A 25,932-nucleotide genomic window follows, 5' to 3' on the forward strand; every position below is an offset into this window, starting at 1 on the left:
CGTTACACTGCGCTTCTACCCAGCCCCGACCCGAGGCCCCCGTATGAAAGTTGGTGTGATTTCCGACACCCACGGACTGCTCCGTCCTGAAGCCATCGCTGCGCTACAGGGCTGCGCACAGATCATCCATGCCGGTGACATCGGCAGCCAGGACATCGTCGAGCAACTGACCGCCATCGCCCCCCTGCACATCGTGCGCGGCAACAACGACATGGATGCAGACTGGGCAACCCCCATCGCCGATCACCTGCGCTTCGACATCGAGGGCTGGGAGGTCCTGCTGGTCCACGACATCGCCGACGTTCCAGCGCTGTTGGATGACAACGTGAAACTGGTTGTTACCGGCCATTCACACAAACCCCTCATCGACTGGCGCGGCGACACGCTGTATCTGAATCCGGGCAGCGCCGGACGGCGGCGTTTCAAACTGCCGGTGACGCTGGCAATACTTGAAATGAATTCAGATGCGATTGAGCCGAGCCTGGTGCAGTTGGTTGACTGACAACGGGGCTGACGCTGAGTATTTCTTCAGCAAGAAAACGGAGTTTCGAGCAATGATTATCGTCCCCACGCTCCGCGCTCATCGTTATACACAAGCCTTGAAGAGTCCTAAATACAGGGCTGACACCCCGATGATTCTCGTTCCCACGCTCCGCGTGGTAATGCATTTCGTGACGCTCTGCGTCACCTTGCAGCCATGGCGCATTATTCGATTCGGCCCGAGATACAGGCAGCGTCAGAGCCTGAGACTCCTTTGCGCTTGATACTGCGCAAGCCTGAAGATTTGTGACGCAGAGCGTCACCCGATGCATGCCAACGCGGAGCATTGGCACGATAGTCAAGCCTCTGCTCGAGACTCATCCCCGTAACGATAAGCGCTCCAAGTACCGATGCAACACAGGACCTATAGAGATCCTGCGACTTATACAAGGTCATTTCTATTAATCAGCGTTCCAGTCCATTCACTGGCATCACAGCTGCGCAGGCATACGAAAATCGCGCAACGCACTCATATCAAATGGATTGGGTGCCCGCTGGCTCGACAACAGATAGTTGGCGCGCATGCCGCCCACGTCGGCCTTGAGCAGCAGAACATCGCGCCCTTTCAAAGGCTCGGTCTGCATCAGATCCAGAAGGCGAAACAGCGACCAGGGACCGGTGTTCTTTTCAATCCCCAGTGGCCTGCCAACCATGCCTTCCATTACCAGACTCGTACGCCCCTCTTCCGCATCGGCAGGCCATTTGAACAAGGTCGGCACGATGGGACCATGCCGATACTCCAGTGACTGCTCGCCGAGCCGGAACTCTGCGCGGCGAACACTTGGGTCGAGCGTATAGGGTTCAAGGGTAAACTGCACCTGCAGTTCTTGCGCGCGATGGGCAAAGAAACTTTTGCGGATTCGATGCACACCTGCCATCTGATCCAGATACGCACGGCTCATGGGCAGGCTGTAGCCGTCAATGCTGCGCAGTTTGTATCGCCCCGGATCGCCACTGACGAATGGCCTCATGTAGCTATCAAAGAAGCGTTCGGCTATCCCCTGCGAGCCGAAGAACTCACGAAAATCATTAAGCGCCACATCACTGCTGCTGTGTGCATGAAACGGATAGCGCTTGTCGAGCGATTGCTCATAGAAACTGTAAAGCTCGGCCTTGTAGCGCTGGTTAAGGTACCGATGAGACTGATACAGCACAAAGCTCCAGGTATCCTCCGCAAGCGTATTGAGCAACCCGCCCAGAGGCTGCGCCAGACCGGTCGCCGCGTTGCGCAAGTTGCTCAGTGCATCCCGCTGTCCGGACATTCGTCCCTTTGCCATCTCGTAGGCGGCAAGGTCGGGCTGACCGGAGCGTCCCAAGGCAGCCATTTGCATCTGCAATTCATTGATCGCGTTAAGTGCGGCAATCAGTTCGGGAGTGGGACCATTATCGCCATCCAGTAACCGATGCAAGCGATCAAAACGGCGCTGCAATGCTTTCTTTGCCGTCCCGGGCAGACTGGCAGTAACCGCCTGCTGCATTGTCTCGCCGATCGCGGCCACCTGAGTGAGGGCCGAAGGTCTCGATACTGCTTTGTCAGCGTCAGCCTTCATCGCGTCAATACTGTCTGCGAGGACCGGGAAAAGCGTGTTGTCACGTACTTCGATCAGTAATTGCAACAACGGCGAATGGGCTGCCGTCAGTCCGGCCATCTGCACTGCGGCCGCACCAGGCCCCTCGAAGGGTTGCAGCGAAACCCGTCCGATGGCCTCGGCCCAATGATCCGCATAATCCCGGAAATACAGCTTTTCCAGCTCGACCATCAGGGCCCGCAATTGTTGGGCATTGAGCAGCGCGCCCTCACCCAGAACCCAATTGCCATGCATGAGTTCGGTCACCAAACCCGTGCCACGAGTGACGAAATATTGCTCATAACCATGGCGGGTATAGAGCCCGGGAATTCGGTAGTCAGTACCCGCCAGTAAACCTGCCTGAGAGCCGACGTGGTGGGCCAGACTGTAGTCCGGGAGTGTACTTGCCCTTTCGCGCAACACTCGATAAACAACGCTGGCAAAGGACTCGTTGCGCAGAACCCGTCGAGCCTGTGCCACTAGCGCGTCGTTTACAGGGTAGGCAAAGGACTGAGCAAGCAGACGCTCGAAATGCTGAGTCAGCTGGTTCTGAGCCTGCGCATGACCGACATAACGAACTGACCAGTCGGTCGCTACCCACGCCTTCAGCGCAGAGGGTTCCCGGTGCTCGTCCTTGACCAGCATCAGGTAGGCGCGCAGGCTATCCAGCAACTGCTCGCGATCCCCCAGGTTGGCCATTATGCGCGCCTCGATCATGTGGGCCACGCGTGGCAGCAACTGCCTCTGCAGCTCCGCATGATAGGTGCGCATCAGAACATCGTTGGCAGGTTCGCCCTGGTAGAGGCCACTTCGTTCATACAGAAGGACCTCATCGCCATCCGGAAATACTTGGGCTGCCAGATAAAGCGTGTTCAAGCTATCAAGAACCGTCAGCAGATCGTCCTCGGCGCTAAGTGATGATCGTTGTTGCGCCCACTGCTCGCCCAGAACACGCAGTCTTTCCAGCCGGTCATGATTGGCACTGAAACCGGTCGCCCACAGCACACCGAACACAGACAGGAGCAACAACGCCGCGCAACACATACCCCGCTGACGCCACTGAATCTTTCGGCGTGCTGTTTTATCGAGAATCGCGAGATCGGCCTCAGGGAAAATCACATGTCGTAACAAATCATGAATGAACCGCGCTTTTCCGCTGTAGCGGGTCAGTGATCCAGTATCGCTTTGCCCATCGGATGGCTGATCATTCTGCAAAAATTGCGGCGCTCGGGTCAGGTAAAATCCACGCAACTGACTGGCCCGCTGATAGCGATTTCCGGAAAATGCCAATTCTACAAAGACGCTCAGTCGATACGCGATGCCTCCAAGCTGGTTGGGAAACTCAAGCATTTCCCCTCGGCGTCGGCTATCCCGCTCCTGATGAATGCGGGTGATCACCTGACTGCCAAGGCGTTGCAGCAACGTATCGAACGCCTTACCGATAACATCGACATCGCTACCTCGCTCGCCTTGCTGAAACGTAGTGCCGAGGACCTGCTCACTTTCTTCGCGGGAGAGTTGATCGAAAAAGGCGTCGAAGCCTGCGATCAAGTCGCTCTTGGTCAGTACCAGATAAACCGGCACATCGACATGCAACTGATGAAATACGTCGTCCAGGCGAGCACGCACGTCTTCAGCGATTTTCTCCAGGCGCTTGTCGTGCTCATCAAGCAGAGTGTCGACCGGCAATGTGACCAGCACCCCGCTGAGTGGATGCGTGCGGTGGCGGCCTCGTAACAACTCCAATAACGTGGTCCAAGCACTGCCGTCGACCTCAGGCACGGGCTGCTGGAGATAGCGCCCGGATGTGTCCAGCAGGACTGCCTGCTCAGTGAAATACCAGCCACAACTGCTGGTGCTGCGCATATCGTGCGTCAGCTTGCGCCCTCGCCTGTCCAAGGGAAAATCGAGCCCGGAAAAATCCAGCAGACTGGTCTTGCCGCTACCTTGGGGGCCGATCACTACATACCACGGCAGTTCATTTCGGCCCCGAGCGCTCAATACGCCATACAGGTCCGAATCCTTGAGCACGCGCAAGGCATCCTTGAACCGGCCCACGAGTTCCAGGCGCTCTTTTTCCACCGCAACAGTTTTACGCAGATGCTCCTGGCCTGCCGCGCTTTCCTCCGTCTTCCTTTTCTGCCAGCCGCTGCGCCAGTTGGAAAATACAACCCCGAGCCCCCAAATCAGCAACAACGCACTGATAGTTGCCAGACGCACAACGGGACTCTCCCAAAACCTGTTATCGGCCATCGCCAACAATGGGCCAAATATCCAGATACAGGCGGCCAGCGTCAGTACCAATAGCAGCGACCAGAACCAGCTGCTGCCCAATAGCGTCATGAGTTTTTTAAACAAGTTTTTCACTGCATCTCTCATTTCAAGACCGCCGCTCGATGACTACCGCATCCGCAGACTGATAAGGCCTGAGTACGGCATCACGCTGCTCGCCGAGTACCCAGGCAAATGCGCAATACAGCGCGGTCAGACTTATGGCGGTGAACAACACAATCAGCCAGGCAGGCATAATGCGCAGCCGGACGGCTGCGCCGGAGCGTGCGCCCTGCCAGTGAGGCGAAAGCGTTCGCGAAACATCGCCTCTTACGTGTTTTATCTGTAGATAGAGGTTATGCCGGATATCTTCCAGCTCATTGCCATTGCGACGATGGGAGCGGTACTTCCCCTCAAAACCGAGTGCCAGGCACAGGTACATCAACTCAAGCATCGAGAGATGCCTGAAAGCGTTTGCGGAGAGCTTTTCAAGCAGTTGAAAGAATTTTTCGCCGCCGAAGGTTTCCTTGTGAAAGCGGCTTAGCAGACTGATCTTCGACCAGTCACTCTGGCTACCCCAAACCGTGTTCAGCACAGCTTCATCCACTACCGTACACAGCACATAGCGCGCGGCCAGCAGTTCATCGTTCGCTATCGCGTTTCGCCTTGCCCTGGCTTCGAACAGTTTCACCTGATCGGAAAGCTGTACGTTCAGAAGATGGATATCTCCAACGTCATCTGCTGCACCCAGCTTTGCCACCTGAGCCAACAATTCGCTGGCTGCAGCAACCAGTGGATTGACGTGGCTACCGACCTTTCTTTCCGATACTCGACGGGTGCTGTAAAGCAACTGCTCCTGCAGACCTTCGAAAAGATTCGTGTGGTGGTTGTCGGTGAAGTAGCCGCTTCCCGACCCGCTATTATCCCGGTCGAAAGCAGCATGATCTTCGAGGCCGCTTCGCACATCCGCCACCCTGTTCAATTTCTGATCGCCCAGAACTGCAGTTCAAGACCGGGAAATTCACCTGATACATGGAAAGCGAATCCTCCCGACTGATCGATTCCGGTCTGTTCCCGGTCATCGACATCGAGAATGAAATAGCTCTTGGCAGCATGAAAAGGTATTTGCCGAGGCGCCACAGGCAGAGGCCTGATACGTAAACCCGGCAAATGCAGGCTTACCAGCTCGCGAATACGTTCCACCGAGCCGACTTTAAGATGCGAAGGCAGTCGCAGACGCAGTTCTTCGGCATCGCAATCTGCACGGGCAGCAATAATGAACGAGGCATCCCCCAATAGCTCACGATCCACCCGAGGCGAAACCAGAACTCCATACTGCCGGGGCTGCAACTCCAGTTCCTGAGCCTGCTGTTCGAGAACCATCGACAGCATTTGTCGAATCTCGGACATTACGCCTCTGAATGTGCTGCCTTGGTCACTGTGCTGGTAAGTAACCTCCAATCGAGGACGTCTGCTTTCATCGCCAAATGTCGATAACTCGCCCAACAGCGACAGCAGTGCACGGTAGAGTTCTTCAGGGTGGACGCTTCGAATAGTGAGATAGTGTTGAAAAACCAGTGCATTGCGATTAACCAGTTGCAACATCATCAAATCGCTTGCCTCTGCGCCACTGGCCTGACCGCGAACACCGATACGCTCGGCAATCGCGTCCCCACGGTGATTCAGCAAACCTGCCACTTCCCTCAGGCACGACATCACATAGCGGGAACCGCTAGCGCTCATAAAGGCAGGTGAAAATTCGAGGTCCAGCGACAGCGCCTTATCAGGGCTGCAGATCAGAATGTGGCAGACCTTGAGCATGCTGTAGGTGTGCTCTCCCTGGGGCTCCCCCATTAACAACCGAAACTCCGGACGGGCGCACAGCACTGGTGTGGAACGGTCTTCACCGGCGTTTGAATCGCGGATGCTCGCTGAATAGCTTGTAAACCGTGCGACCACATCCGGCTGTTCATGACTGCGAGACTCAATGCAATTGCCCGCCACGATCGGCAGTGCCAGGTACACCGACACGTTTGAAGTATTGGGAGGAATATCCAGCGCCAAAGGACTCTCATGGCCGCGTATATCGAAGACACTGCCGTCCGGCAGGATGCCCGAGGCCTGGGCAATCACGATCTGCCCCGAACCCAGAAATTGCGGATCAATTTCCAGAGCTGTAAAGCCCCAGTTGTAGGCGCCTGCCAACTGAGTCCGAATCCGCAATTGATCGTCATAGTAACGATCGTGATGCTGAAAGTGCTGCGGGCGAAGCAGCATGCCTTCCTGCCAGATAACCTTGTGCAAATTCATAGTGAATTTCCTGTGCGAGTTGGGCTGTCTGCCCGTTGCAGGCCGGAATCCCCCAATACAAAAACAGCGCTGTTCTGTTGGTTGGGGAGTATTTGAATCACCTGACGCCAGCGAGCCTCGGACAGGTTGCGATAAGCCGCTAGCACAGCGATATAACGACTGCTGTGGTCGAGCTTCAGCTTCAACTCAATACTGTCGCCAGGACGAAGTTCAAACTCTTCGCTGGCCACCAGATCATTTCCCAACGCCTGCCCGGTGCGTTTATAAAGCGAGAGAAAATCCATGCTCTCAAACGTCACGGGACGCCGAAGTTCAAGCAGCTTGAAAACAACCGGAGACGGTCTGCCATTCACATCGGGATTCAGTCGATCATTCGCGCTCAGTCTGATATCCAGACGTGTCTGCGTTGAGTACGGCGACAGTGCAGAGCAACCTGAGATCAAAACCAAAAGTACTATCAGTACCTTTTGGAAGACTCGGGTAACACAAGAGCTCACCGAGATCATTTCTGGAAATCCTGACGCAGGGCAGCAATCGAAAAAGCACGCGACGCCGACATCTCTTTTTCAGGAGTCGAGTCCTGCCGCAACGCATTCAGTGGGATGGAGGGTTCTGGACTGCCCAGCGCGCGGTATTGATCATCACTGAACTTGAAATGACCTGTGCACCCTCCAAGGCACATCAGCGCAATGAATGTGATAGGCACAGTGCGCCAACAATGAAAGTTCATTGGAACGTCTCCAGACAAGAAATTAACTAAACGTGATTATTGAATGGCTAGGTACGCCGTCCATGAGCAGCGCCGATCTTTAGATGTGCCAGACGGTAAAGCAGCGTGCGCCGCGACACCCCTAACGTGCGTGCTGCAAGGCTACGGTTACCGCCGCTGTCGCGCAGACTCTCAAGCAGAACGCCACGCTCGAACTGTTCGATGCGCTCACGCAGTGAAAGACCAGCCGGATGGCTTGTCGATTCGGTGGCAATGGGAAAGTGTTCCGGTCTCAGCTCCGCGTCGTCGCATAACAATACGGCACGCTCGACGAACCCCTTCAGCTCTCGAACGTTTCCAGGAAAGGCGTAACCCGATAACGCACTCAATGCGGCTTCCGACCACTGCACGGGCTCTCGCCGTGAATTCTGGCAGGCTATGTCCGAGAAATGCCGGGCCAGTATTTCGATGTCTTCCACGCGATGACGTGGCGGAGGAAGCTCGATAGGGAACTGCGCCAGACGGTAATAGAGGTCTTCTCGAAAGCGCCCTTCGGCGACCAATGTCGGTAGATGGCGATGAGTCGCCGCGATGATTCGCACATCTACCTTGCGAACGTCGTTGCCGCCCAGTGGACGAATCTCGCCCTCCTGCAAGACCCGCAGAAGCTTTGCCTGTAATTGCAGCGGCATATCGCCAATTTCGTCGAGTACCAGCGTGCCGCCATGCGCTGCGTCGAACAGGCCAAGCCGATCACGATCGGCGCCGGTAAACGCGCCTTTGCGATAACCAAAGAGTTCGCTTTCCAAAAGGGCTTCCGGAAAGGCGGCGCAATTCTGTACCACGAGCGCGTTGGAGCGACGAGGTCCGTGTTCGTGAATGGCACGAGACACTATCTCCTTGCCTGTCCCTGTCTCGCCCGTCAGCAATACCGTGCAAGTACTGTCGAGAATCTTGCTCAGAAGATGGGTGGTTCGATCCAGGGCAGCGCTACGCCCTATAAGTCCAAAGCGCTCTGCCGGTAGGGCGCGCCAGCGCGGATGAAGCCTCGCGCCCACTAGCCTGGCTGATGACTGCAGAACGGATAATTGAGAAATCACGAACGACCCTAGCGCGCCCAGAGATTCTGCGTAGCCTTCCAACTCTCCAGAATGCCTGCTCACACATACCAGCACCCCGACAGTTGTCCGCTCACGATTGTGCAGCGGAACGCACAGCAGTGATTTCCACTCTTGCGCCTCTACCGGTAGAAAGCGGGTTCCGTAAAGACTGCTGCTGATTTTCGGCACGCTGACAACCCGGTTCTGAAGCAGACAGAACTGCAGTAAAGGCTCGTCGTAGTAGTCTTTAAGTGAAATCGTTTTCTGATCAGGCTGAATGATGCTATCGACGGTCTGCGCAGCAAGGCAGAGGCGTTTGTGGCTCGCGTCGAGCAAAAACAACTGGCTTGCCTGGCAGCTACTGAGCTCGGCAGCAGATAGTACAAAATCATGCTGCAACGACTGGCTATCGGCTGATCGGGAGAGCGCCGAGTATCGCGAAACCAATGTTTGCGCATAGCCTAATGAGTCGTGTAGCGAATGAAAGGACGAGACCACCTTATTCGAACTCACAGACAACACCACCTGAACTGTCCAGTGTTGCGTGAACCCTGACGACCTTGTCACCACGGCTCATGGCGCCAAGTAAATGGTCTGCTATCAAGGGGGTCAGACTGGACTCCAGTAACTGATCGATCAGCCGGGCGCCGCTGTCGTCTTGCGTACACTGCTCAAGCAGATAGCAAACCAGATCATGCGAATAGCTGAAGGTCAGGCCACGGGATTGAAGCCTCTCGCCAAGACGAGCCAACTTTAACTCGACCAGTTCACGCAGCGCCGACCCCATGATCGGGTAATAAGGCACAACCCGCATTCTAGCCAGCAATGCCGGTTTGAAATGCACACTCAGTATCGGTTTCAGCCTGTTTTTCAGCTCCGTGACATCAGGTCGTCTGCCCTCTTGGCAGCTTGCATGGATCAGATCGGCACCCAGGTTGGAGGTCATCAGAATGAGAGTGTTGCGGAAATCGATTTCCCGGCCCTCTCCGTCGTTGGCCGTGCCTTTATCGAAAATCTGGTAGAACAGATTCAGTACATCCGGATCAGCCTTCTCCACCTCATCGAGCAGAATGACTGAATACGGTTTGCATCGAACGGCATCGGTCAACATCCCCCCTTCGCCATAACCGACATAGCCCGGAGGGGCGCCGATCAATCGGGAAACGGTATGCTTCTCCTGAAATTCGGACATGTTGATCGTCGTGAGAAAACGTTCGCCGCCATACAACAGATCAGCCAGAACAATGGCTGTTTCCGTCTTGCCCACTCCGCTGGGTCCGACCAGAAGAAATACCCCTGTTGGGGCACCGGGTGCATTCAAACCCGCAGCCGATGCCCGGACTGCCTTTTCAATGGTCAGCATCGCCGGCTCCTGACCCCGGATGCGCATACGCAGTTCTGAGGAAAAGCTGTTGATTGCCGGGCTGTGCTCCTGAGCCAGACGCGATACAGGAATTCCAGTCCAACCACCCACTACTTCAGCTATCAGCCTGGGGCATACCTCAAAGCTCACGAGACGCTCGTTCATCTGAATATCGATCAGGGTCTGTCGAACCTGGGCCAACTCGGACGCAAGCGCGCGTATGGACTCACACTCATTCGCCTCAGCCGACTGTGCTGTTCGGTCAGCCAGTCGCTTGCGCAGGTCCAGCAGACGCTCGACGGCTTTCCGTTGATCAGCCCACGTACACTCCAGCGCTACAGCCTCGCTCCGCAGCCGTGACAGATCGGCAGCCAGCGTATCCAATGCCTTGTCATCAACCGACAGACCGGCATTGGCATCACGCCGTGCTGCTTCGAAATGCCTCTGCTGACGCGCCATCTCGCTTCGTAGATATTCAAGACGCTCAGGCACGGCGACCAGAGCGATTCGTGCTCGAGCGCAAGCTGTATCAAGCAGATCGATTGCCTTGTCCGGCAATTGGCGCCCGGTGAGATAGCGTGCCGAAAGCCGGGCTGCGGCGACTACAGCATCATCGCGCAGATAGACACCATGAGTACGTTCATATAGCGGAGCAAGCCCGCGCAGAATGGTGATGGCCTGCTCTACTGTCGGCTCCAGCACCCGGACCGGTTGAAAGCGACGTGCAAGCGCCGGATCCTTTTCAAAATATTGTCTGTACTCGGCCCACGTCGTCGCTGCAATGGTCCGTAACTCGCCGCGTGCCAATGCCGGCTTCAACAGATTGGCCGCATCCGAACCACCCGCCTGCGCACCGGCGCCGATGAGTGTGTGAGCTTCATCGATGAAAAGAATAACCGGACTGGATGAGGATTTGACCTCGTCAATCACGCCCTTCAAACGACGCTCGAACTCGCCCTTGATACTGGCACCCGCCTGGAGCAGCCCCATATCCAGAGACAGTAATTCAACGTTTTCCAATAGATCGGGGACTTCCCCGTGAACGATTTTAAGCGCCAGCCCTTCGACAACCGCAGTCTTGCCGACACCCGCCTCGCCCACCACAATGGGGTTGTTCTTGCGTCGACGAGACAGGATATCGATCATCTGACGCAGACAGTCATCACGGCACAGCACAGGATCGAGCAACCCCTCCCTGGCCTGCTGCGTCAGATTATGAGTGAAGCGTTCGAGCAGCGAATCACATTGATTCACTGACGGTTTTGTTACCTCCGGCATCTGTTCGGCAAGGGCATGATCGCGAAAGCGCTCGATATTAATCTTCGCCAATAATGGCTGGTATGGACGGTCGGCATAGCGCAAGGGATTACGCAGCAAGGCAAGAATCAACGCAGACTGATCAATCAGGCTTTGGCCCAGATCCAGATTGGCAATCAACAGCGCGTCCTGAAGCCATTGAACAAGTTCGGCAGAAAATGCCGGGCTCCGGGTAGCACTTTGCTCGACTGGCGGGTGAAGAAACCCTGCAAGTTCGTCAGCCCCAACCTCGGCGTCCAGTAGCGCACGGGCAAGCATCCCATCAGGTCTTTCCAACAGGGCAAGCAACAGGTCTTCAACCAGAATTTTGCTGCTGCCTCTCGCAACGCAGCGTTCGGCCGTTCCCTCCAGTTCTCCGCGTGTAGGCGCATCGAGGGCATTGACGAGTTGCTGCAAATCTACATCGATCATGAGTCGTCCTTAATGTATCGGTCTGTTGAGCATGACCAGCCCCAGGGCATGCTCGCGCCCGAGCCAGGTGGTCCAGCCCAGGTGACAGGTGTTCGATTGGCCAATGCGCAGTTCTCTGATGTCTTCATGGCGCAGCTCAAGACAAACGTCGTAGTCCAAAGGATCGCGTAACGTGAATCGGACAAGAGCGCCCAACGGACGGTAGCCGGGGCCGATGGGTAAAAATTCGTGGAACCGCTCCCAATCGAGTTCTTTCACGTGGACGCGAAATTTGCCACTCCGATCAGGGACCCGATTACCCAGAACAACAGTGCGTCCTAACTGATGATTGGCCACTCCAAGGCAATTAAGCTGAGAGCTGCGAATATCGACGGTTCGCTCAACGCACTGCTCGATAAACAGCTGAGCGTGCTTGAAGTAATAACGAAGCACCGACTCGATCAAGGCGGCGGAATGAGCGCGCAGGCTCAAGAGCCCCAGATAGGGCAACAACCGTTTCCAGTTCAATTCGGGAGTTTCGCGAATGCGCTGCCCGTGCAGGCCGATCAGTGCGAACAGCTGTTCGGAAAACGGATCTGTCGCGCCACGGGTGAACATGGCGTGATAGCGATACTTGCGCCATACGGGGAGCATTAACATCTGCAATCGACGATTAAAGATATCCAGAAAATCGCGAGTCACATTAGGCTTGTCCCGCTCACCCAAGGCTTGTTCAGCATAAAAAGCGGGTAATGGAGAGCCGGAACCGACCAGGCTCACCACATTTAGATCAAGTCGTACGTGCAGCTGACCCTGCTCGTAAAAAAGCTCCATGCATTCAATATCACTGCCAGGAAATCCAAGACCCGGATTTGCCCGCAACTCGAGAAAATCATGAACGCGGCGCTCATCCGTATCGGGATGGATTTCACGCAAAGTATTGAGAATCAGCGGTATCGCCTGATAAACAGAGTACCGCCGTATGTCCTGACTCAGCCTGGCTAAAGCAGCGGTTGCATGCCCATGCGCGGTGCCCATTCGTATCCTCCACCTTGTGTGCTCTTTACATGAAGTTCGTGAAAGGAATTCAGGCTCGCGTAGAGCGCAAAGAATTCGTTTAGGACGGAGGCGAACAAGAACAAACTGCCCTCCCCTGCAAAGCCGTCAGGTTCGACGGTCAACTCCGTCCTGACTCCCCTTACAGGCAGCCCGTCATGCAGGCAGTCGATATGTTGGTGCCGAATGGACTTCAACCCGCCCAGGAGATGCTTACTGACTTTCTCTGCCTGCGAATCGTAATACCGAGGCAAATCGTACGTTTCGAGAATCACTTTCAGTGCTTCGATATTTTCGAGCGACAAGTAGTTGAGCGACATGTTACTGATCACACGCCAGAGAAAATCCCCGTCCATGGGTGGCGCAAATGTTTTCGTGGCAGGCGTTATATTTCTGAAACGCAAAAAGTCAGGGGTGCCCTCGCAGGGTTTACATAGGCCTCCTGCCTTGATTTGCAACGGAAGGTCGCCGTTAGTGCATGTCATCTCAATGGACATTGTCTCGTCAGTTCGCCCAGCTCGAAGACCGAAGCTTAAAAATGTATCAAGCCCCTTGTGCTGCAGCGAAGTACGATGCCTCACGCTGTAGTAAGGCGAGTCACTATCCACATCGACCGCAGCGTCATGTTCAAACGATTCGAAGGGTACGTAATTCTGATAGCCCAGCCCTCCAGGCTGCCAGCCAACCACCTTATCGACCGAGTACACACCACAACCGCCGTGTGCGTAATGCGCAGGAATGAGCAGATATTCGTCCTGCCGGGCATCCGCAAGAATGGGCAAGGCATCCTGTTTGAACAGGTTCACGACCGGCGTGCAGTAAAGCTTGATGTTTTCGAGGGTAGGACGAAGGAGTTGCATGTCCTTTCCTTGCACATCAAAAACAAGTTGTAGCCCGCGCGCGCGCTTCAGCAGGTCGTCAGTCAATGAGTGAATGACATCGAAACCGAGAACATCGACAAAAAGAAACTTCTCAGGGAAAAAGAAATACTCTTGCAGGTAGCGATAGCCCCGAAAGGTATTGAGTGGGTAGGGAATCAACGACTCCTCTTCAGCGAAGCCTACAGGTTTCACTTGTTCCACAGGAATGATCAGTTCGATCGCTTTACCTGAAGAGTTCAGTAACGGTTCGCCCATCGCATCAAGAGGCAATAATGTGATGCCCTTGAGCTTCTGCATTATCGCGAAGTAAATAGCTTGGCTGACGCGACGCTCACCCGCCAGGTGCAAGCGCAACTGACTGAACTTTACCTCGCCTAAATGGCTGTCTCCATTCATCGCCAGACACAGCTTCAGCGTTGTCCCGCCCCCGCTTGACGAACAATAGAGGTGAGTCAGTTTCAACGGTAATACCTGAGTGGCAAAGCAGGTACGGAAATGGCACACCTGATCATTCACTGGTTCGCTTTCTACAGGTGTTGCTCGCTCCACAACGAAACCCGGGCCGGAGCCGTCCAGAGCGTCAAACTGAAGCATGCTCACCGAGGGCAGAGGTCGAAGGTAGTTGGGCCATAACAACTGCATGAGGGAGTGGGTCAGCTCAGGTAAATCTTCATCCAGCTTTTGACGCAAACGGCCCGTCAGGAAAGCAAACCCCTCAAGTAAACGTTCTACGTCCGGGTCCTTGCCCGCCTGCCCTAAAAAAGGAGCCAGCGCCGGATTACGCTCGGAGAAGCGACGCCCAGACTCTCGGAGAGCCGTCAGTTCTTCTTGATAATAGAGGTTAAATGACACCGTTTTTCTACCTGGCCGGTCGTAAATCGATAATGAAAAAAATCTGGGTATAAAACTGTAGATAATCGGCGCACCGCCTCGCGAGGCGAAAAACTTACTCAAATAATGCTTATTTTGCCGTCGCCACCGAGCATTGCAGAAAATCGAATGGACTTCTTTACACCTGCAATGTCCAGAGCCGCACCGATCGAGAATGTTCGCCTCAGCAGACAACCTTCGTGTTCTTCCACCGTCACGTGAACATCGAACAATCGTGGTTCATATGTTCGAATCATCTTTTCGATGATCATGCGAGAGTGCCTCAGCGTATCGTCAAGGCTCAGCCCCATATTGTTCAAGTCAGGGAGACCATAATCAGGCAGCATCTTTACGCTACCGGCGCGCGTACCCAGCATCTTGGTCAGATGAGCTGATATCAACATCATTAACTGCTCTTCCTTGTCAAAAGACTGCTGTTGCAGTACGTCACCTGCCAAGCGTTGAAAGAGGCTACCTTTTGGATTCATCATCAATAGATGATCTACTCTTTATCCATTTTGCCGACCAGCGACAGCGTAAAGTCAGCGCCCATGTACTTAAAATGAGGACGAACATTCAGACTGACCCGGTACCAGCCAGGATCACCCTCAACATCACTGACAATGACCTGTGCCGTGCGCAGCGGTCGTCTGCCACGCACTTCTGAACTCGGATTCTCCTGATCCGCAACGTACTGACGTATCCATTTGTTAAGCTGACTCTCCAGGTCCGCTCGCTCTTTCCAGGAACCTATCTGCTCTCTCTGCAGCACCTTGAGGTAATGTGCGAGGCGATTGACGATCATCATGTAGGGCAGTTGAGTGCCTAGCTTGTAATTAAGCTCGGCTATTTTCCCCTCTGGATTGTTGCCAAAAAACTTGGGCTTCTGTACTGAGCTGGCAGAAAAGAACGCTGCGTTGTCGCTGCCCTTGCGCATGGTTAATGCGATAAAGCCCTCTTCCGCCAGCTCGTATTCACGACGGTCAGACACCAGTACCTCAGTCGGAATCTTGGTCTCGATTTCACCCATGCTGTGGAAGTGGTGTAAAGGCAGGTCTTCAACAGCACCACCGCTCAAAGGACCAATGATGTTGGGGCACCACCGAAATCTGGCGAAGCTGTCTGTCAGCTTGGTAGCAAATGCATAGGCCGTATTGCCCCACAAATAGTGCTCGTGGTCGTTCGAGACGTTTTCCTCATAGGCAAACGTCTTCACCGGATTTTCCTTCGGCCCGTAGGGGCTGCGTAAAAGAAAACGCGGTACTGTCAGTGCGAAATAACGCGCGTCTTCCCGCTGCCGAAAGCTTTGCCATTTGGCGAACTGCGGCCCTTCGAAGTGATCTTTCAGATCCTTTAGGTCGGGCAGACCGGTGAACTGCTCAAGCCCGAAAAAATTGGGACCTGCGGCCGCAATAAAAGGTGCATGCGCCATGCAGGCAACGCTTGAAACGTACTGCATGGTCTTCACATCGGGAGCGCTTGGCGAGAAGAAATAATTGGCAATGATCGCGCCTACGGGATTACCGCCAAACTGACCATATTCAGCGGTATAGACATGTTTGTAGAGGCCCGATTGAACCACTTCAGGCGAGTCTTCAAAATCGTCCAGAAGATCTTGCTTGGAAACACTTAACAACTCAATTTTTATATTTTCGCGAAAATCGGTTCTATCAATCAGTAACTGCAGCCCGCGCCATGATGCTTCCAACGCCTGAAATTCTGCATGATGGATGATCTCGTCCATCTGGCGACTCAGCTTGACGTCAATCTCGGTAATCATCCGATCAACCAGCGCTTTTTTGACCGGCTCGTCGTTATTACGCGGTTTCAGCAGTTCTTCAATAAATGCAGCCACCCCTCGCTTGGCAATACCATAGGCGTCGTCACAAGGCTCTAATCGGGTATGTGCAATAATCTGATCGAGAATTCCATGGTGAAGTTCACTTGCATCGCGCTGCGGTATGGCTTTTGTGTTCATATGTTAATTCCTGACAATGGGTCCGATGTTACTGTTGCGCCGCGACATCCAGGCCAAGCTCATCCAGCACGTTCTTACGCGATGTTTCATCCGTAATGACCTGCTCGATGGCCTTACGAAAAGAAGGCATGTTCCCCAACGGCCCCTTGAGCGCCATGAGGGCGTTGCGCAGCTCCATCAACTTTTTAAGCTCAGGAATCTGTTCGACGAGACTGGCAGGGTTGAAGTCTTTCATCGAAGAGACCTTGATGCTGACAGTGAGATCGTCAGCCCCGCTTTCAGCCTGCAAGCGGTCAGGTACATTCAGTACCAGCTCAAGCTCCTGCTTCGCCAACACATCATCGAAATTGTTCTTGTCGATACTGATTGATTTACGGTCCTCAAGCTTTCGCTCGTCCGCGCGCTGTATGAAATCGCCAAGAACCAGCAACTTAAGTGGCAGCTCTATTTCTTCCTGCGCACCACCAACAGCAGGCTTGAACGTCACGTTGATCCGCTCTTTGGGCGCTACAGAGCCTTCTCTGGCCATTCCATTTCCCCTCAATTTATTAAACTGTACGTTAGCCATCAATAAATCTTTCAAGGTCGTGATGACACAACCTCTGGTAAATCACTTCTTTGCGCGCTGCTGCCTTATCGTTAAGAGCCATTCGCTCATAACAGCTATATAACAAGCGCGACACGTCGAGGAAGATCGTGGGTTCCCATGCCGGGAGGCTTGCTGATTGAAACTCCCGATCAAGAGACTCAAGTTGAACCTTCGCTAACTCATATTTATTTGCATCGATACAGAGACGTGCGATGCATAGTTTGCAGAAAAATCGCTCTCGCCCGCCCTCTAAACCATTCATTCGATCACTCACTAATTGCACAGCAGCTTTCAGCCCTTTTGTCTGCAAAACCGGCAGTGCATCGTGGTACAACGAATTTCGTTCTGAGGCGTCATGCTGACTTTCGCTGCCATACGCATTTCCGACATGGACCTCGGCAGGCAGGATATAAGTGGCGATCCACTGTAATGTCTCCGCGTCTGCAAACGGCACACCGTCGTGAAAGCGAAGTTCAACAAGGTCTGGAATGCGCTTTAAAAGCAAAGCAAACTGAGCTTCCACTTCGCGCATTGCCGCTTCGCCCCCCAGGGCTTTCAGACAGTTCCAGACCATTCGCTGACCATCAAACCAAAAAGGCGACCCCGCAAGACTTGCTTCAACATCCACAATAAGGTCTGCGTAAAGACCCTGTTCGAATCGCTCTTGGTAATTGCTTAATTTGTCAGCGGGCAACCTCCTTAACGGGGTTATTTTTTCACTGTTTCTTTCAGGAAGACTGTCCACTGCATACCAGGTCTGCGAACGACCCAGGCGGAAAGCTCGCGGATCTGTCGTTTTTTGCTTAAGCCACCATCTGCAAAGGCTACGTACGGAGTACTCCTGCACACTTAAAGTCCGCTGGGCGTCTTTCTCGTTGTCGATGTGAGAGTCACTTGAAAATAACTGGACCGCAGCCTGCTTGACGCGCTCCACCACCTTGACAGGCTCTTTCTCAACTTGCTCAGCGCGCTGAATCATACGGGCGAGCCGTCTTCGCAACGGCAGCAGCAACGGGGCATCACTTCCCAGATACAGATTAAATATTTCATCCAGGCCATCAAGCTGTCTGAGCAGTTGCTGGAATTCAGGAAGCTGGTGAGTAATGGAAATATCCTCTCCCAGCGCCTTGTCGAGTTTCATCAAGAGCCATTGCATGGCCGCTGAACGTGTTCGTAATTTTTTGGGATGAAAAAGCAGCCAATGCTCTTTGCACACATAATGAATCAATCCCAGCCCCGCAGATAATCCGTTAACAGACTCGCATTCATATAGAGCCCACGCCAGCCAACTGGCGACGCGCAGGTCTTTGGACTGATTTGAAAGGATATGTTCGCAGCCCTCTCTGATCCGCAGCCAGTCTACATTCACTTCCCCGAGAATGGCCTGTGCACCGCCCAACTCACGCTCCAAGGCTTCAAACGCCGTAGAAAAACGGATGTCTTCGCCTGCATAATCACCCGTTGCGACAGGATGCCGGGCCAGATCCAGATATCGAATAGAGAGCTTGTCTTTACTGGCCACTGCTCATATTCCCGCACGCCGTGCATTTCATTGTGAACGAATTGTCTAACCACTCATAAAGCCAGGCAGACCTTATCGTCATAAAAACCAGCAAGCAAGATGACACTTGATAGATAGTAGACTTTCGGAAAATTCTTACAAACAAACGAAGAGAATACGTAGGAACGCATATAATTTATGTACCAAAATATTTAACAACCTAACTATCTATTGACTAAACACGCTATCACATGCTCATCAGAACACACATATATATTTGGCTTAAAACTCACCCAGGAGGCGCCATTAAACGGCCAGCAACCTTGCCAATAGCACGTACAAAACCCATGACCTTCCGCACAAAAAGACCAGATATAGAAATATGGATATATTTGGATAGAATCCTGGAAAGCTGCGCAAAAAAATGAAAATAGTGTGCAGAAACTTGCGCAAGTTACTCGAAAAAATTCACAACGAGCGTCACCCTCATAGCCAAATCAGCTGACAATACTGACTTAAGAGATACCTGGCACGTAACTTGTTATAGCGATGCTTCGATCTCCAAGCCAATTCGCTTGTGAGGCGCCACCGACTGTAAGGAAGGACGTTAATGCCTACACCCGCCTATATGACTGTCATAGACGCCAATCAGAAAATACTGACAGCAGGAGCTTTCACAGCAGACTCTGTCGGCAACGTCTATCAGGAAGGCCATGAAGATGAAGCAATAATCCAGGCATTCAGCCATAACATCATTACACCCTGTGATCCTCAGTCAGGGCAGCCTACTGGCCAACGCATTCATGGTCCTGCGTGTGTCACGAAAATTTTCGACAAGACCTCGCCATTGCTTCTGGAGGCTCTTTGCTCAGGCTCAACACTAAGCAAAGTCGAAATCAAGTGGTACCGGACGTCCATCGATGGCAAGCAGGAACACTATTACACCACCACCCTGGAGGATGCGGTCATCGTCAACATCAAGTCCTACATGCACAACTGCCAGGATCCGCAGAACTCGCACTTTGGACACTTGGAGGACGTTCAATTCAGCTATCGCAAAATAACCTGGGACCACGTAAAGGCCACTACTACCGGGTCTGATGACTGGAGAAGTCCGAAGTCGGCATAACTCCGCTGCCCCGGCGGTTCGACAGGATCGGCGGGGTTTTTATAAACCGGCTAGACACGGTGGTCCCTATGATGCTGAACCCCGCTGATCGACCTTACTTCAGCCTGAGCGTCGACGGCCCTGAGCATGATTTTCAAATCCTTTCCTTTACCGGCCACGAAGCTATCAATCAGCCCTTCTGTTTCAAGCTTGAGCTGGTCAGCGAGCGCACGTCGATGGATCTCGAAAGCCTGCTGAATTGCCCCGCATTTCTGCAGTACACATCCAGGGGCAACGGCATTCATGGAATGATCGATCAGGTTTCCCAAGGCGATTCCGGCAGGCGTCTTACACACTACTCAGTCACCTTGCGACCGAACCTGGCACGGCTCAGACACCGTACCAATCAGCGTATTTTTCAGAATCGCACGGTACAGAAGATCATTGAGCAGGTACTGGAAGAACATCACCTGATGGGCGATGCCTACAGCTTCCAGCTTGGTACGACTTACCCGGAGCGCGAATACTGCGTTCAGTATGGCGAGTCGGACCTGCACTTCATCCAGCGGCTTTGCGAAGAGGAAGGCCTGCATTACCACTTCAAACACAGCCACACGGCACATCAACTGGTGTTTGGTGATGACCAGACCGTATTTCCGAAACTAAGGCCGGTTATCTATAAGCAGGACAGCGGCCTGGTGCCCGGTGATTCGGTCATCAAGCGCTTCAGGTTGCGCCTGGAAACACGTACAAACAGCGTTACCCGCCGCGATTATCACTTTGAAAAACCGCTTCTGAAAATGGAAGGTTCGGCGTATGACAACGCCTGGCCGGAGCTGGAGAACTATGAATATCCGGGCGGCTTCACTCACCGGGGTCGGGGCGCGCATCTGGCGAGCCGCGCACTTGAGCGCCATCGCCAGGATTACCGGCTGGGCGATGGCCAAAGTGATCAACCCACCTTGGTCAGCGGCCATTTTCTACCTTTGCGCGAGCACCCCAACGAGGAATGGAACGACCTGTGGCTGTTGACCGAAGTTCGTCATGAGGGCCGCCAGCCGCAGGGGCTTGAGGAGTCCGCCTATGCATTACAGGACAAGGGTGACTTTCATCAGGGCTATCGCAATACCTTTCTCGCTACACCGTGGCAAGCCTCGTATCGCCCTCCCCGGCATCATCCCAAGCCAAGAATATTCGGCAGCCAGACTGCTGTGGTCACCGGTCCGAAAGATCAGGAAATACACTGCGACCGGCACGGTCGGGTCAAAGTGCAGTTTCATTGGGACCGCGAGGGGCAGGCCAATGATCGGAGCAGTTGCTGGGTAAGGGTTTCGTCCGGTTGGGCCGGTAATCACTACGGCAGCATGGTCATCCCGCGAGTCGGTATGGAAGTACTGGTGACGTTCCTTGACGGCGACCCTGACCGTCCATTGGTCAGCGGCTGCCTGTACCACGCAGAGCACGTCCCGCCCTACGACCTGCCTGCACATCAGACGCGCAGTGTATTCAAGACCCTGAGCAGCCCCGGTGGCAATGGTTCCAACGAACTGCGCATCGAAGACCGGGCCGGTCAGGAGCAGATCTACATTCATGCCCAGCGCGACTGGGAGCAGAACATCGAGCATGAGCAGAAAATCCGGGTCGGTCATCATCGGCATGAGCGGATCGAAGGCAACAGCTACAGCGAGTTCAAGACCGAGGAACATCGGACTGTCGATGGCGACCGGCTGACCGAGGTAAAAGCGAGCGATCACGTCACGGTGGGCGGAACCCGGCACATCAGAGTGGGTGATGGATTACTGGCCCACGCCGGACAGGAAATCCACCTCAAAGCCGGTAACAAACTGATCATTGAGGCGGGGCTTGAAATCACGCTAAAAGCAGCCGGCTCCTTTATCAAGATCGATGCCAGTGGCGTGACCGTGAACGGGTCTCAGATAAAGCTCAATTCGGGGGGCAGCCCCGGAAACGGCTCTGGAGCAACCCCGCTACTTCCAGGTAATGCAGAGCGACCAGAAGCTGGCGAATCAGGTGACATGCTGATCTCCGCACAGCGACAGGCAATGACACGCAGCCCACTTTGTAGCCAATGCTCGCAAGCAACCGAAGAAACGAAAAAATGAATCAAGCCAATTACCTGTTGATTGACGGAGTGCTGAGACCTGACGCCGTAAAGCAGCTATACCAGTACGACGAGCCTATCGAGATCGCTCCGCTTTATCTCGGCACACGGTGGGCGGAGATCATGGATTTAGGCCCTGTACTTGTGCGCACGGCTCATCCCTCCGAACTCATTGCGCAGTGGCATCGACATCCTGAACAACGTATCGACGCCTGCATTTTTTCCAGCAATGCGTCCTTGAAAATCGTCTCTGAACATTTGCAGCGTTTCCTGAGCCCCCTTGATTATCTCGGTCATTCAAGTCTGCTGCGCTTCGCAGATCCGCTGGTGATGCACTACTGGCTATCGAGCTATGACCCTGAACATTTGAGCTCGACGCTAGGCCCAATCGATCAACTTTGGGTTCAGAGCCCCCAGCGCAGTTGGCAACAAAACCTCGATCCAGCGATCACGACATTTGTTAACGAACGTGCGCAAAAAGTCTCTCGATCGCATTTTTCTCTGGTGAGCGAACGTCAGTTGCAAGCCTTCGAAAGCTGCTATCGATGGCTCTTCGAAGGGCGAATTTATGAATGGGTCAAAAAGCAGGATCCGCTGGCCTTTCTGGACCAGAGCGACGATCAGATCGAAATCTGGCTGACGCATGTCGTGGACAGCGCAATTGAGTGGGGGCTGGTCAGTGAATATGCATTGGCGACCTGGGCAGACATCTGCCACGACTGGGGTCTTGGCTTTGCGAGCTCGCCACAGGGCCACTACCAATCCTGGTGTGCTCAACACCCCGAGCAACAGCGCTTGCCCCCGGAACTCCGCGTAACCGGACTCGATGAATACCGTCAGAAAGTTCGTATAGACAGGGATGCCACGCATGACCGATAAATCCGGCACACATTCGCAACGACGTGCTGCAACGTTCGCCAAGATACCCGCCACGGCCACCAGTCTGTGCCCCTTCCGAAAACCTGAGGTCGCCATCGTGCCAGTGCGCTATGCGCTGGACCGCTCCCGCTACGATGCCGCGCCCGAGAAGCTGAAACCGCTACTCAAGGGCAGCCGCTGGGCGGTGATGCCGAAGCTGAAAACACGCAGTTATACCCTTCGCCAACTGTATGACGGCTATGTGTATGTCTACGACGAAACAGCCGAGACGTTGCATGAGTACGCGGTGTCAGCCGCCACAGGCAACCTGAGCCGTATTGTCTGGACCGATGCGCAGCTTGGCAGTGACCAGCGCAGTGGCGGCAGCGACGGCAAGCCTTTTCTGCTGTATCCGCGAAACAACCGGCTTCACATCGCTTTTTCAGCGCAGCAGTGGACGTGGCGAATCTGCGAACACCTGCGCTCCAGTCCGGAAAGCCGCGCTTCATGGATGAAAGCGCTGGATCTGAAACGCTACTGCACGACCATGGCCGAGCCGGATACCTTGCCATTGAACCGTATCGCCGAGGCGGTGGCGGACATCGACAAGGAGTATGTGGTCGATGATGACCGGTTTGCAGACTCGGCGATTCCTGCTGCTCGCCCGCCTTCGGATAGCGATGAAGTTAAGGCACTGTTTTCGCCAATCGGCGCTGACGTTTTCTGGCAGGGCAGCGTTGAAGATCAGGACAGCTCTCTGCTCATCGCCCTCGAAGATCCGCTGGCCATTTTCAACGATCTGGGCATGCAACTGGCCGCCGATCAGGCCGCTTACCGCAACTGGCAAGCCGGGCACGAACACAAGATCCAGATCGCCCAGACCGTCACCGCGCTATGTGGCGCTGAAAGTGAACCGGAGAAACTGCCGGCATCGGTGCGCGGCAATGCGGCGCTCACCCATCAGTACCTGAGCGACGTCGAAGCCTATTTTGAACAATGCATTTTTGAACAAGAGCAGATCGGCAACAACACCGCTCCCGGAGGCGTGCTATTGCTACCGGATATTTTCAAGAGTCCGGAGATGCGCAGATCGCTTGAAATGCGTTATGGCAGCGCGCCCTCCGACGAGGCCCTGCAAGCCTGGAAAGATCGCCACAAATGGCGGCGCGAGGTCGATCTGAGTGGTGCGCGTGCGTACCTTCAGCAGCACCTGCCAACCGGCGACACACTGCTGCAGCAGGTGCGAGACACGCAAAGCGACTTTCGGCAATGGTCGACCCATCTGGGCACGGAACCGCTCAAGCTTTTTGTCGACACCACCCACCCTGAAAGTCTGCTGTACCTGCAAACGGTCATGCTCAATCTGCAGATCATTTACGCTCAGGACAGCGCCGCCAGCGCCTGGCTCGCCGAGCAGGAAGCCAACGACAGCAGCCTGTTTGGCACCTTGCGCTACGGCTTCTCACCGGCGCTCAAACACGCCCTACACCAGGAAGCTAACGCACTGCTGAACGGCCTCGGCGACATCACCAACCTGGCCACCCGCATCGGTGAACTCAACGGCACGCTCAATCATCAGGGCTTTGCCGACAAGCCGTGGATGAAGGCGCTGAAACAACCTGTTCAGGACACCTTCAAAGCTCTCGGCCAACTGGCCAGCAGCGCAGGCAAGGCGACGTTCGAAAGCATCCTGCTGGCCTGGGTGCCTATCGACAGCCGCATGGCGGTGGGCAAGCAGCAGAACATCGTCGCACTGATACGCACGCTGTTGATCGGCCAGATTTTGCTCGATTCAAAGGCGCGTATCGCGATCGATCACAACATGCTCGCGAAGCTGAAAAACTGGATCAGCGAATGGCGGGTACTCAACAAACAGATCAGTGATACCCGTCGCAGCTGGCTCTACCCAACCGCTTACAACCCCCGCAAAAGCATCGCCAGCCACCTGCGCGCCCTCGAGCAAAAGCTTCGCCTGCACGAACTGAGCATGCCGGCCCTGCTCGACTTTCAGAACAACCAATACGCCAGGCAGTTGCAGGACGAGATTCGCCTGCACTTCCAGTCCGGCAAAGCCATCACCAAAGAATGGCTGAGCACCGCCAGGCGCTGGTTCGATGGACTGGGTGGGATTGCCGGCTCGATCACCTGGGGCGTGATCATGCTCAACTTCATCAACACCGCCTTCACCTATCGCGACCTTACTCGGGATGGAGAATTCAGTGCCAAGGACATCGGCAAGGTGACGTATGGGTTGGGGTATAGCTTTAACTTGTTGATGGCGGTGTTTGTTGAAGCGCCGTGGGCAATTATCAGGGATGCGACGCCGGTGCTGATCGATGGCAAGAATGTGGGGATTCTGGATCGCTCTGCGGGTTATTGGAGGGCGAAGGGAAATGCGGCGTGGAGTGATGCGGTACGTGGGTTCAGGGTTTCAATGGTGGCGATGGGGGCGTTTGGGATAGCGGCGTCTACGTTGGAGTTGATAGACATCTACGATGACCTGACTAAAACAAAAACAACTGAAGAGGCAACTGTCACACGTATAAAATTTGGTTCAGTAGGCCTTATGGCGATAGGCAGCACATTCCAGCTCGCTGCAGGAATTCTTCCAACCAGTTCTTATACATTGGTTGCAATGAACCCGTGGTTTAGCGTAGCAATTCTGCTAACAGGTGTGATTTATCTATTGACTAATATGGCGTTGAATTATTTCAAGCAAGATAGCGTTGGATGGTGGCTGCGAAAATGCAGCTGGTCCAAATCAATCAACTACCATTATTCAACAGATGCAGATGGTCAACTTGAAGAAAAACTTGCTCTGCTCACGATACAGCTGAGCCCTCAGGTTCATGTTAAAAGCACCACACGCGACGAAGACCATTATTTTGGTAGAGATACCCCCTATAGCGCTCCGGTACAATACGGTGCTGGTGTGCAAATTCTTCTGCCAAGCGCAGTGCGCGGACAATCAGTACATTTCAATATCATCAGTAGTAAACGTCCACTGGGCGTGCTGCCTGTAGCAAAAATTGATGACCCGATACTCGCCCCCTTTCTCGACAGAGGACAGTTCAAGAAGGTTGATCAATTTAAAAAGCTTGTCAATCAGCCCGCTCGCAAAGCCCAAGAAGATTTCACATTTCCGCTTATGCCCCCTGAAAGTGAAGATGTTGTTTGGGAAACCTGGGTGCCGCTTGAGAAAGACGCAACGTATCTGGAACTACAAATATGGTATCCCGACAGTCTGGTAAGACCTGGTCAACAGGACGTAGGCTACCTGTTTCAACTGAAACTTGATAGTCAGGGAGATACAGCAGTCGACGGGCTGGCACATGTCGAACTGGAAATAAAAGCGTCTAGTCGAATCAGCACCTTGACACTTGAAATAGCGGAATAACATC

Annotated in this window: 17 protein-coding genes; 5 read left to right on the plus strand and 12 right to left on the minus strand. The window is 54.1% G+C overall.

Annotated features, from left to right (window positions below; translation table 11 throughout):
* The first annotated feature begins 43 nt into the window (after positions 1-43).
* Entirely contained in the window at positions 44-502 is a 459-nt protein-coding gene (locus KBY08_RS10450) for a metallophosphoesterase family protein (RefSeq protein ID WP_024659618.1), read from the plus strand.
* Positions 503-971: 469 nt separating this feature from the next.
* Here KBY08_RS10450 and tssM read toward each other — a convergent pair whose 3' ends face one another.
* The 12 genes from tssM to tssA all read right to left on the minus strand — a co-directional run bounded on the left by tssM (position 972) and on the right by tssA (position 18,464).
* On the minus strand, positions 972-4,475 hold the full coding sequence (gene tssM, locus KBY08_RS10455) for a type VI secretion system membrane subunit TssM (RefSeq protein WP_225651138.1): 3,504 nt from the start codon (positions 4,473-4,475) through the stop codon (positions 972-974).
* A gap of 13 nt (positions 4,476-4,488) precedes the next feature.
* On the minus strand, positions 4,489-5,376 hold the full coding sequence (icmH, locus tag KBY08_RS10460) for a type IVB secretion system protein IcmH/DotU (RefSeq protein ID WP_032653724.1): 888 nt from the start codon (positions 5,374-5,376) through the stop codon (positions 4,489-4,491).
* Positions 5,358-6,689, minus strand: coding sequence for a type VI secretion system baseplate subunit TssK (gene tssK, locus KBY08_RS10465; RefSeq protein WP_225651139.1), 1,332 nt, complete (start codon positions 6,687-6,689; stop codon positions 5,358-5,360). Before tssK ends, icmH begins: the two co-directional genes overlap by 19 nt.
* On the minus strand, positions 6,686-7,195 hold the full coding sequence (tssJ, locus tag KBY08_RS10470) for a type VI secretion system lipoprotein TssJ (RefSeq protein WP_024638850.1): 510 nt from the start codon (positions 7,193-7,195) through the stop codon (positions 6,686-6,688). Before tssJ ends, tssK begins: the two co-directional genes overlap by 4 nt.
* A gap of 271 nt (positions 7,196-7,466) precedes the next feature.
* Complete coding sequence (locus tag KBY08_RS10475) at positions 7,467-9,011, minus strand: sigma-54 interaction domain-containing protein (protein WP_412548558.1); 1,545 nt, start codon at positions 9,009-9,011, stop codon at positions 7,467-7,469.
* On the minus strand, positions 8,998-11,589 hold the full coding sequence (gene tssH / locus KBY08_RS10480) for a type VI secretion system ATPase TssH (protein ID WP_225651140.1): 2,592 nt from the start codon (positions 11,587-11,589) through the stop codon (positions 8,998-9,000). The genes KBY08_RS10475 and tssH overlap by 14 nt, the downstream gene beginning before the upstream one ends.
* A 9-nt stretch (positions 11,590-11,598) precedes the next feature.
* Complete coding sequence (gene tssG / locus KBY08_RS10485; RefSeq protein WP_057457186.1) at positions 11,599-12,606, minus strand: type VI secretion system baseplate subunit TssG; 1,008 nt, start codon at positions 12,604-12,606, stop codon at positions 11,599-11,601.
* Positions 12,570-14,357: a type VI secretion system baseplate subunit TssF gene (tssF, locus tag KBY08_RS10490; protein ID WP_024638855.1), complete on the minus strand. Its 1,788-nt coding sequence runs from the start codon at positions 14,355-14,357 to the stop codon at positions 12,570-12,572. Before tssF ends, tssG begins: the two co-directional genes overlap by 37 nt.
* 98 nt (positions 14,358-14,455) lie before the next feature.
* Positions 14,456-14,866 carry a type VI secretion system baseplate subunit TssE gene (gene tssE / locus KBY08_RS10495; protein ID WP_003405672.1) on the minus strand — a complete coding sequence of 137 codons (411 nt, stop codon included), beginning with the start codon at positions 14,864-14,866 and terminating at the stop codon, positions 14,456-14,458.
* Positions 14,867-14,877: 11 nt separating this feature from the next.
* On the minus strand, positions 14,878-16,353 hold the full coding sequence (gene tssC, locus KBY08_RS10500) for a type VI secretion system contractile sheath large subunit (RefSeq protein WP_024643124.1): 1,476 nt from the start codon (positions 16,351-16,353) through the stop codon (positions 14,878-14,880).
* A 28-nt stretch (positions 16,354-16,381) separates the two neighbouring features.
* Positions 16,382-16,882: a type VI secretion system contractile sheath small subunit gene (gene tssB / locus KBY08_RS10505; protein ID WP_003405674.1), complete on the minus strand. Its 501-nt coding sequence runs from the start codon at positions 16,880-16,882 to the stop codon at positions 16,382-16,384.
* A 31-nt stretch (positions 16,883-16,913) separates the two neighbouring features.
* Positions 16,914-18,464: a type VI secretion system protein TssA gene (gene tssA / locus KBY08_RS10510; RefSeq protein ID WP_104684117.1), complete on the minus strand. Its 1,551-nt coding sequence runs from the start codon at positions 18,462-18,464 to the stop codon at positions 16,914-16,916.
* 589 nt (positions 18,465-19,053) lie between these two features.
* Between tssA and KBY08_RS10515 the strand changes: the two genes are divergently transcribed.
* The 4 genes from KBY08_RS10515 to KBY08_RS10530 all read left to right on the plus strand — a co-directional run bounded on the left by KBY08_RS10515 (position 19,054) and on the right by KBY08_RS10530 (position 25,928).
* Complete coding sequence (locus KBY08_RS10515) at positions 19,054-19,572, plus strand: Hcp family type VI secretion system effector (protein WP_024643126.1); 519 nt, start codon at positions 19,054-19,056, stop codon at positions 19,570-19,572.
* Between the two features lie 71 nt (positions 19,573-19,643).
* The gene (gene tssI / locus KBY08_RS10520; RefSeq protein WP_058398523.1) at positions 19,644-21,674 is read left to right on the plus strand and encodes a type VI secretion system tip protein TssI/VgrG; all 2,031 of its coding nucleotides are present in this window, start codon (positions 19,644-19,646) and stop codon (positions 21,672-21,674) included.
* A complete protein-coding gene (locus KBY08_RS10525; RefSeq protein WP_024643128.1) occupies positions 21,671-22,552 on the plus strand; it encodes a DUF4123 domain-containing protein in 882 nt (293 codons plus the stop codon). Before tssI ends, KBY08_RS10525 begins: the two co-directional genes overlap by 4 nt.
* Positions 22,542-25,928 (plus strand): toxin VasX, encoded by a 3,387-nt coding sequence (locus tag KBY08_RS10530; RefSeq protein WP_225651141.1) that lies wholly within the window; start codon positions 22,542-22,544, stop codon positions 25,926-25,928. The genes KBY08_RS10525 and KBY08_RS10530 overlap by 11 nt, the downstream gene beginning before the upstream one ends.
* Positions 25,929-25,932: the final 4 nt, after the last annotated feature.

The sequence above is a fragment of the Pseudomonas sp. P135 genome (genome assembly GCF_020312125.1).
In the GTDB taxonomy this organism is placed as follows: domain Bacteria; phylum Pseudomonadota; class Gammaproteobacteria; order Pseudomonadales; family Pseudomonadaceae; genus Aquipseudomonas; species Aquipseudomonas fragariae.

What these genes read in the sequence shown, in the direction of transcription:
- KBY08_RS10450 (WP_024659618.1), top strand. Translation starts at nt 44, where the DNA reads ATGAAAGTTGGTGTGATTTCCGACACCCACGGACTGCTCCGTCCTGAA.
- tssK (WP_225651139.1), bottom strand. Translation starts at nt 6,689, where the DNA reads ATGAATTTGCACAAGGTTATCTGGCAGGAAGGCATGCTGCTTCGCCCG.
- tssJ (WP_024638850.1), bottom strand. Translation starts at nt 7,195, where the DNA reads ATGATCTCGGTGAGCTCTTGTGTTACCCGAGTCTTCCAAAAGGTACTG.
- tssH (WP_225651140.1), bottom strand. Translation starts at nt 11,589, where the DNA reads ATGATCGATGTAGATTTGCAGCAACTCGTCAATGCCCTCGATGCGCCT.
- tssG (WP_057457186.1), bottom strand. Translation starts at nt 12,606, where the DNA reads ATGGGCACCGCGCATGGGCATGCAACCGCTGCTTTAGCCAGGCTGAGT.
- tssE (WP_003405672.1), bottom strand. Translation starts at nt 14,866, where the DNA reads ATGATGAATCCAAAAGGTAGCCTCTTTCAACGCTTGGCAGGTGACGTA.
- tssC (WP_024643124.1), bottom strand. Translation starts at nt 16,353, where the DNA reads ATGAACACAAAAGCCATACCGCAGCGCGATGCAAGTGAACTTCACCAT.
- tssB (WP_003405674.1), bottom strand. Translation starts at nt 16,882, where the DNA reads ATGGCCAGAGAAGGCTCTGTAGCGCCCAAAGAGCGGATCAACGTGACG.
- KBY08_RS10515 (WP_024643126.1), top strand. Translation starts at nt 19,054, where the DNA reads ATGCCTACACCCGCCTATATGACTGTCATAGACGCCAATCAGAAAATA.
- tssI (WP_058398523.1), top strand. Translation starts at nt 19,644, where the DNA reads ATGCTGAACCCCGCTGATCGACCTTACTTCAGCCTGAGCGTCGACGGC.
- KBY08_RS10525 (WP_024643128.1), top strand. Translation starts at nt 21,671, where the DNA reads ATGAATCAAGCCAATTACCTGTTGATTGACGGAGTGCTGAGACCTGAC.
- KBY08_RS10530 (WP_225651141.1), top strand. Translation starts at nt 22,542, where the DNA reads ATGACCGATAAATCCGGCACACATTCGCAACGACGTGCTGCAACGTTC.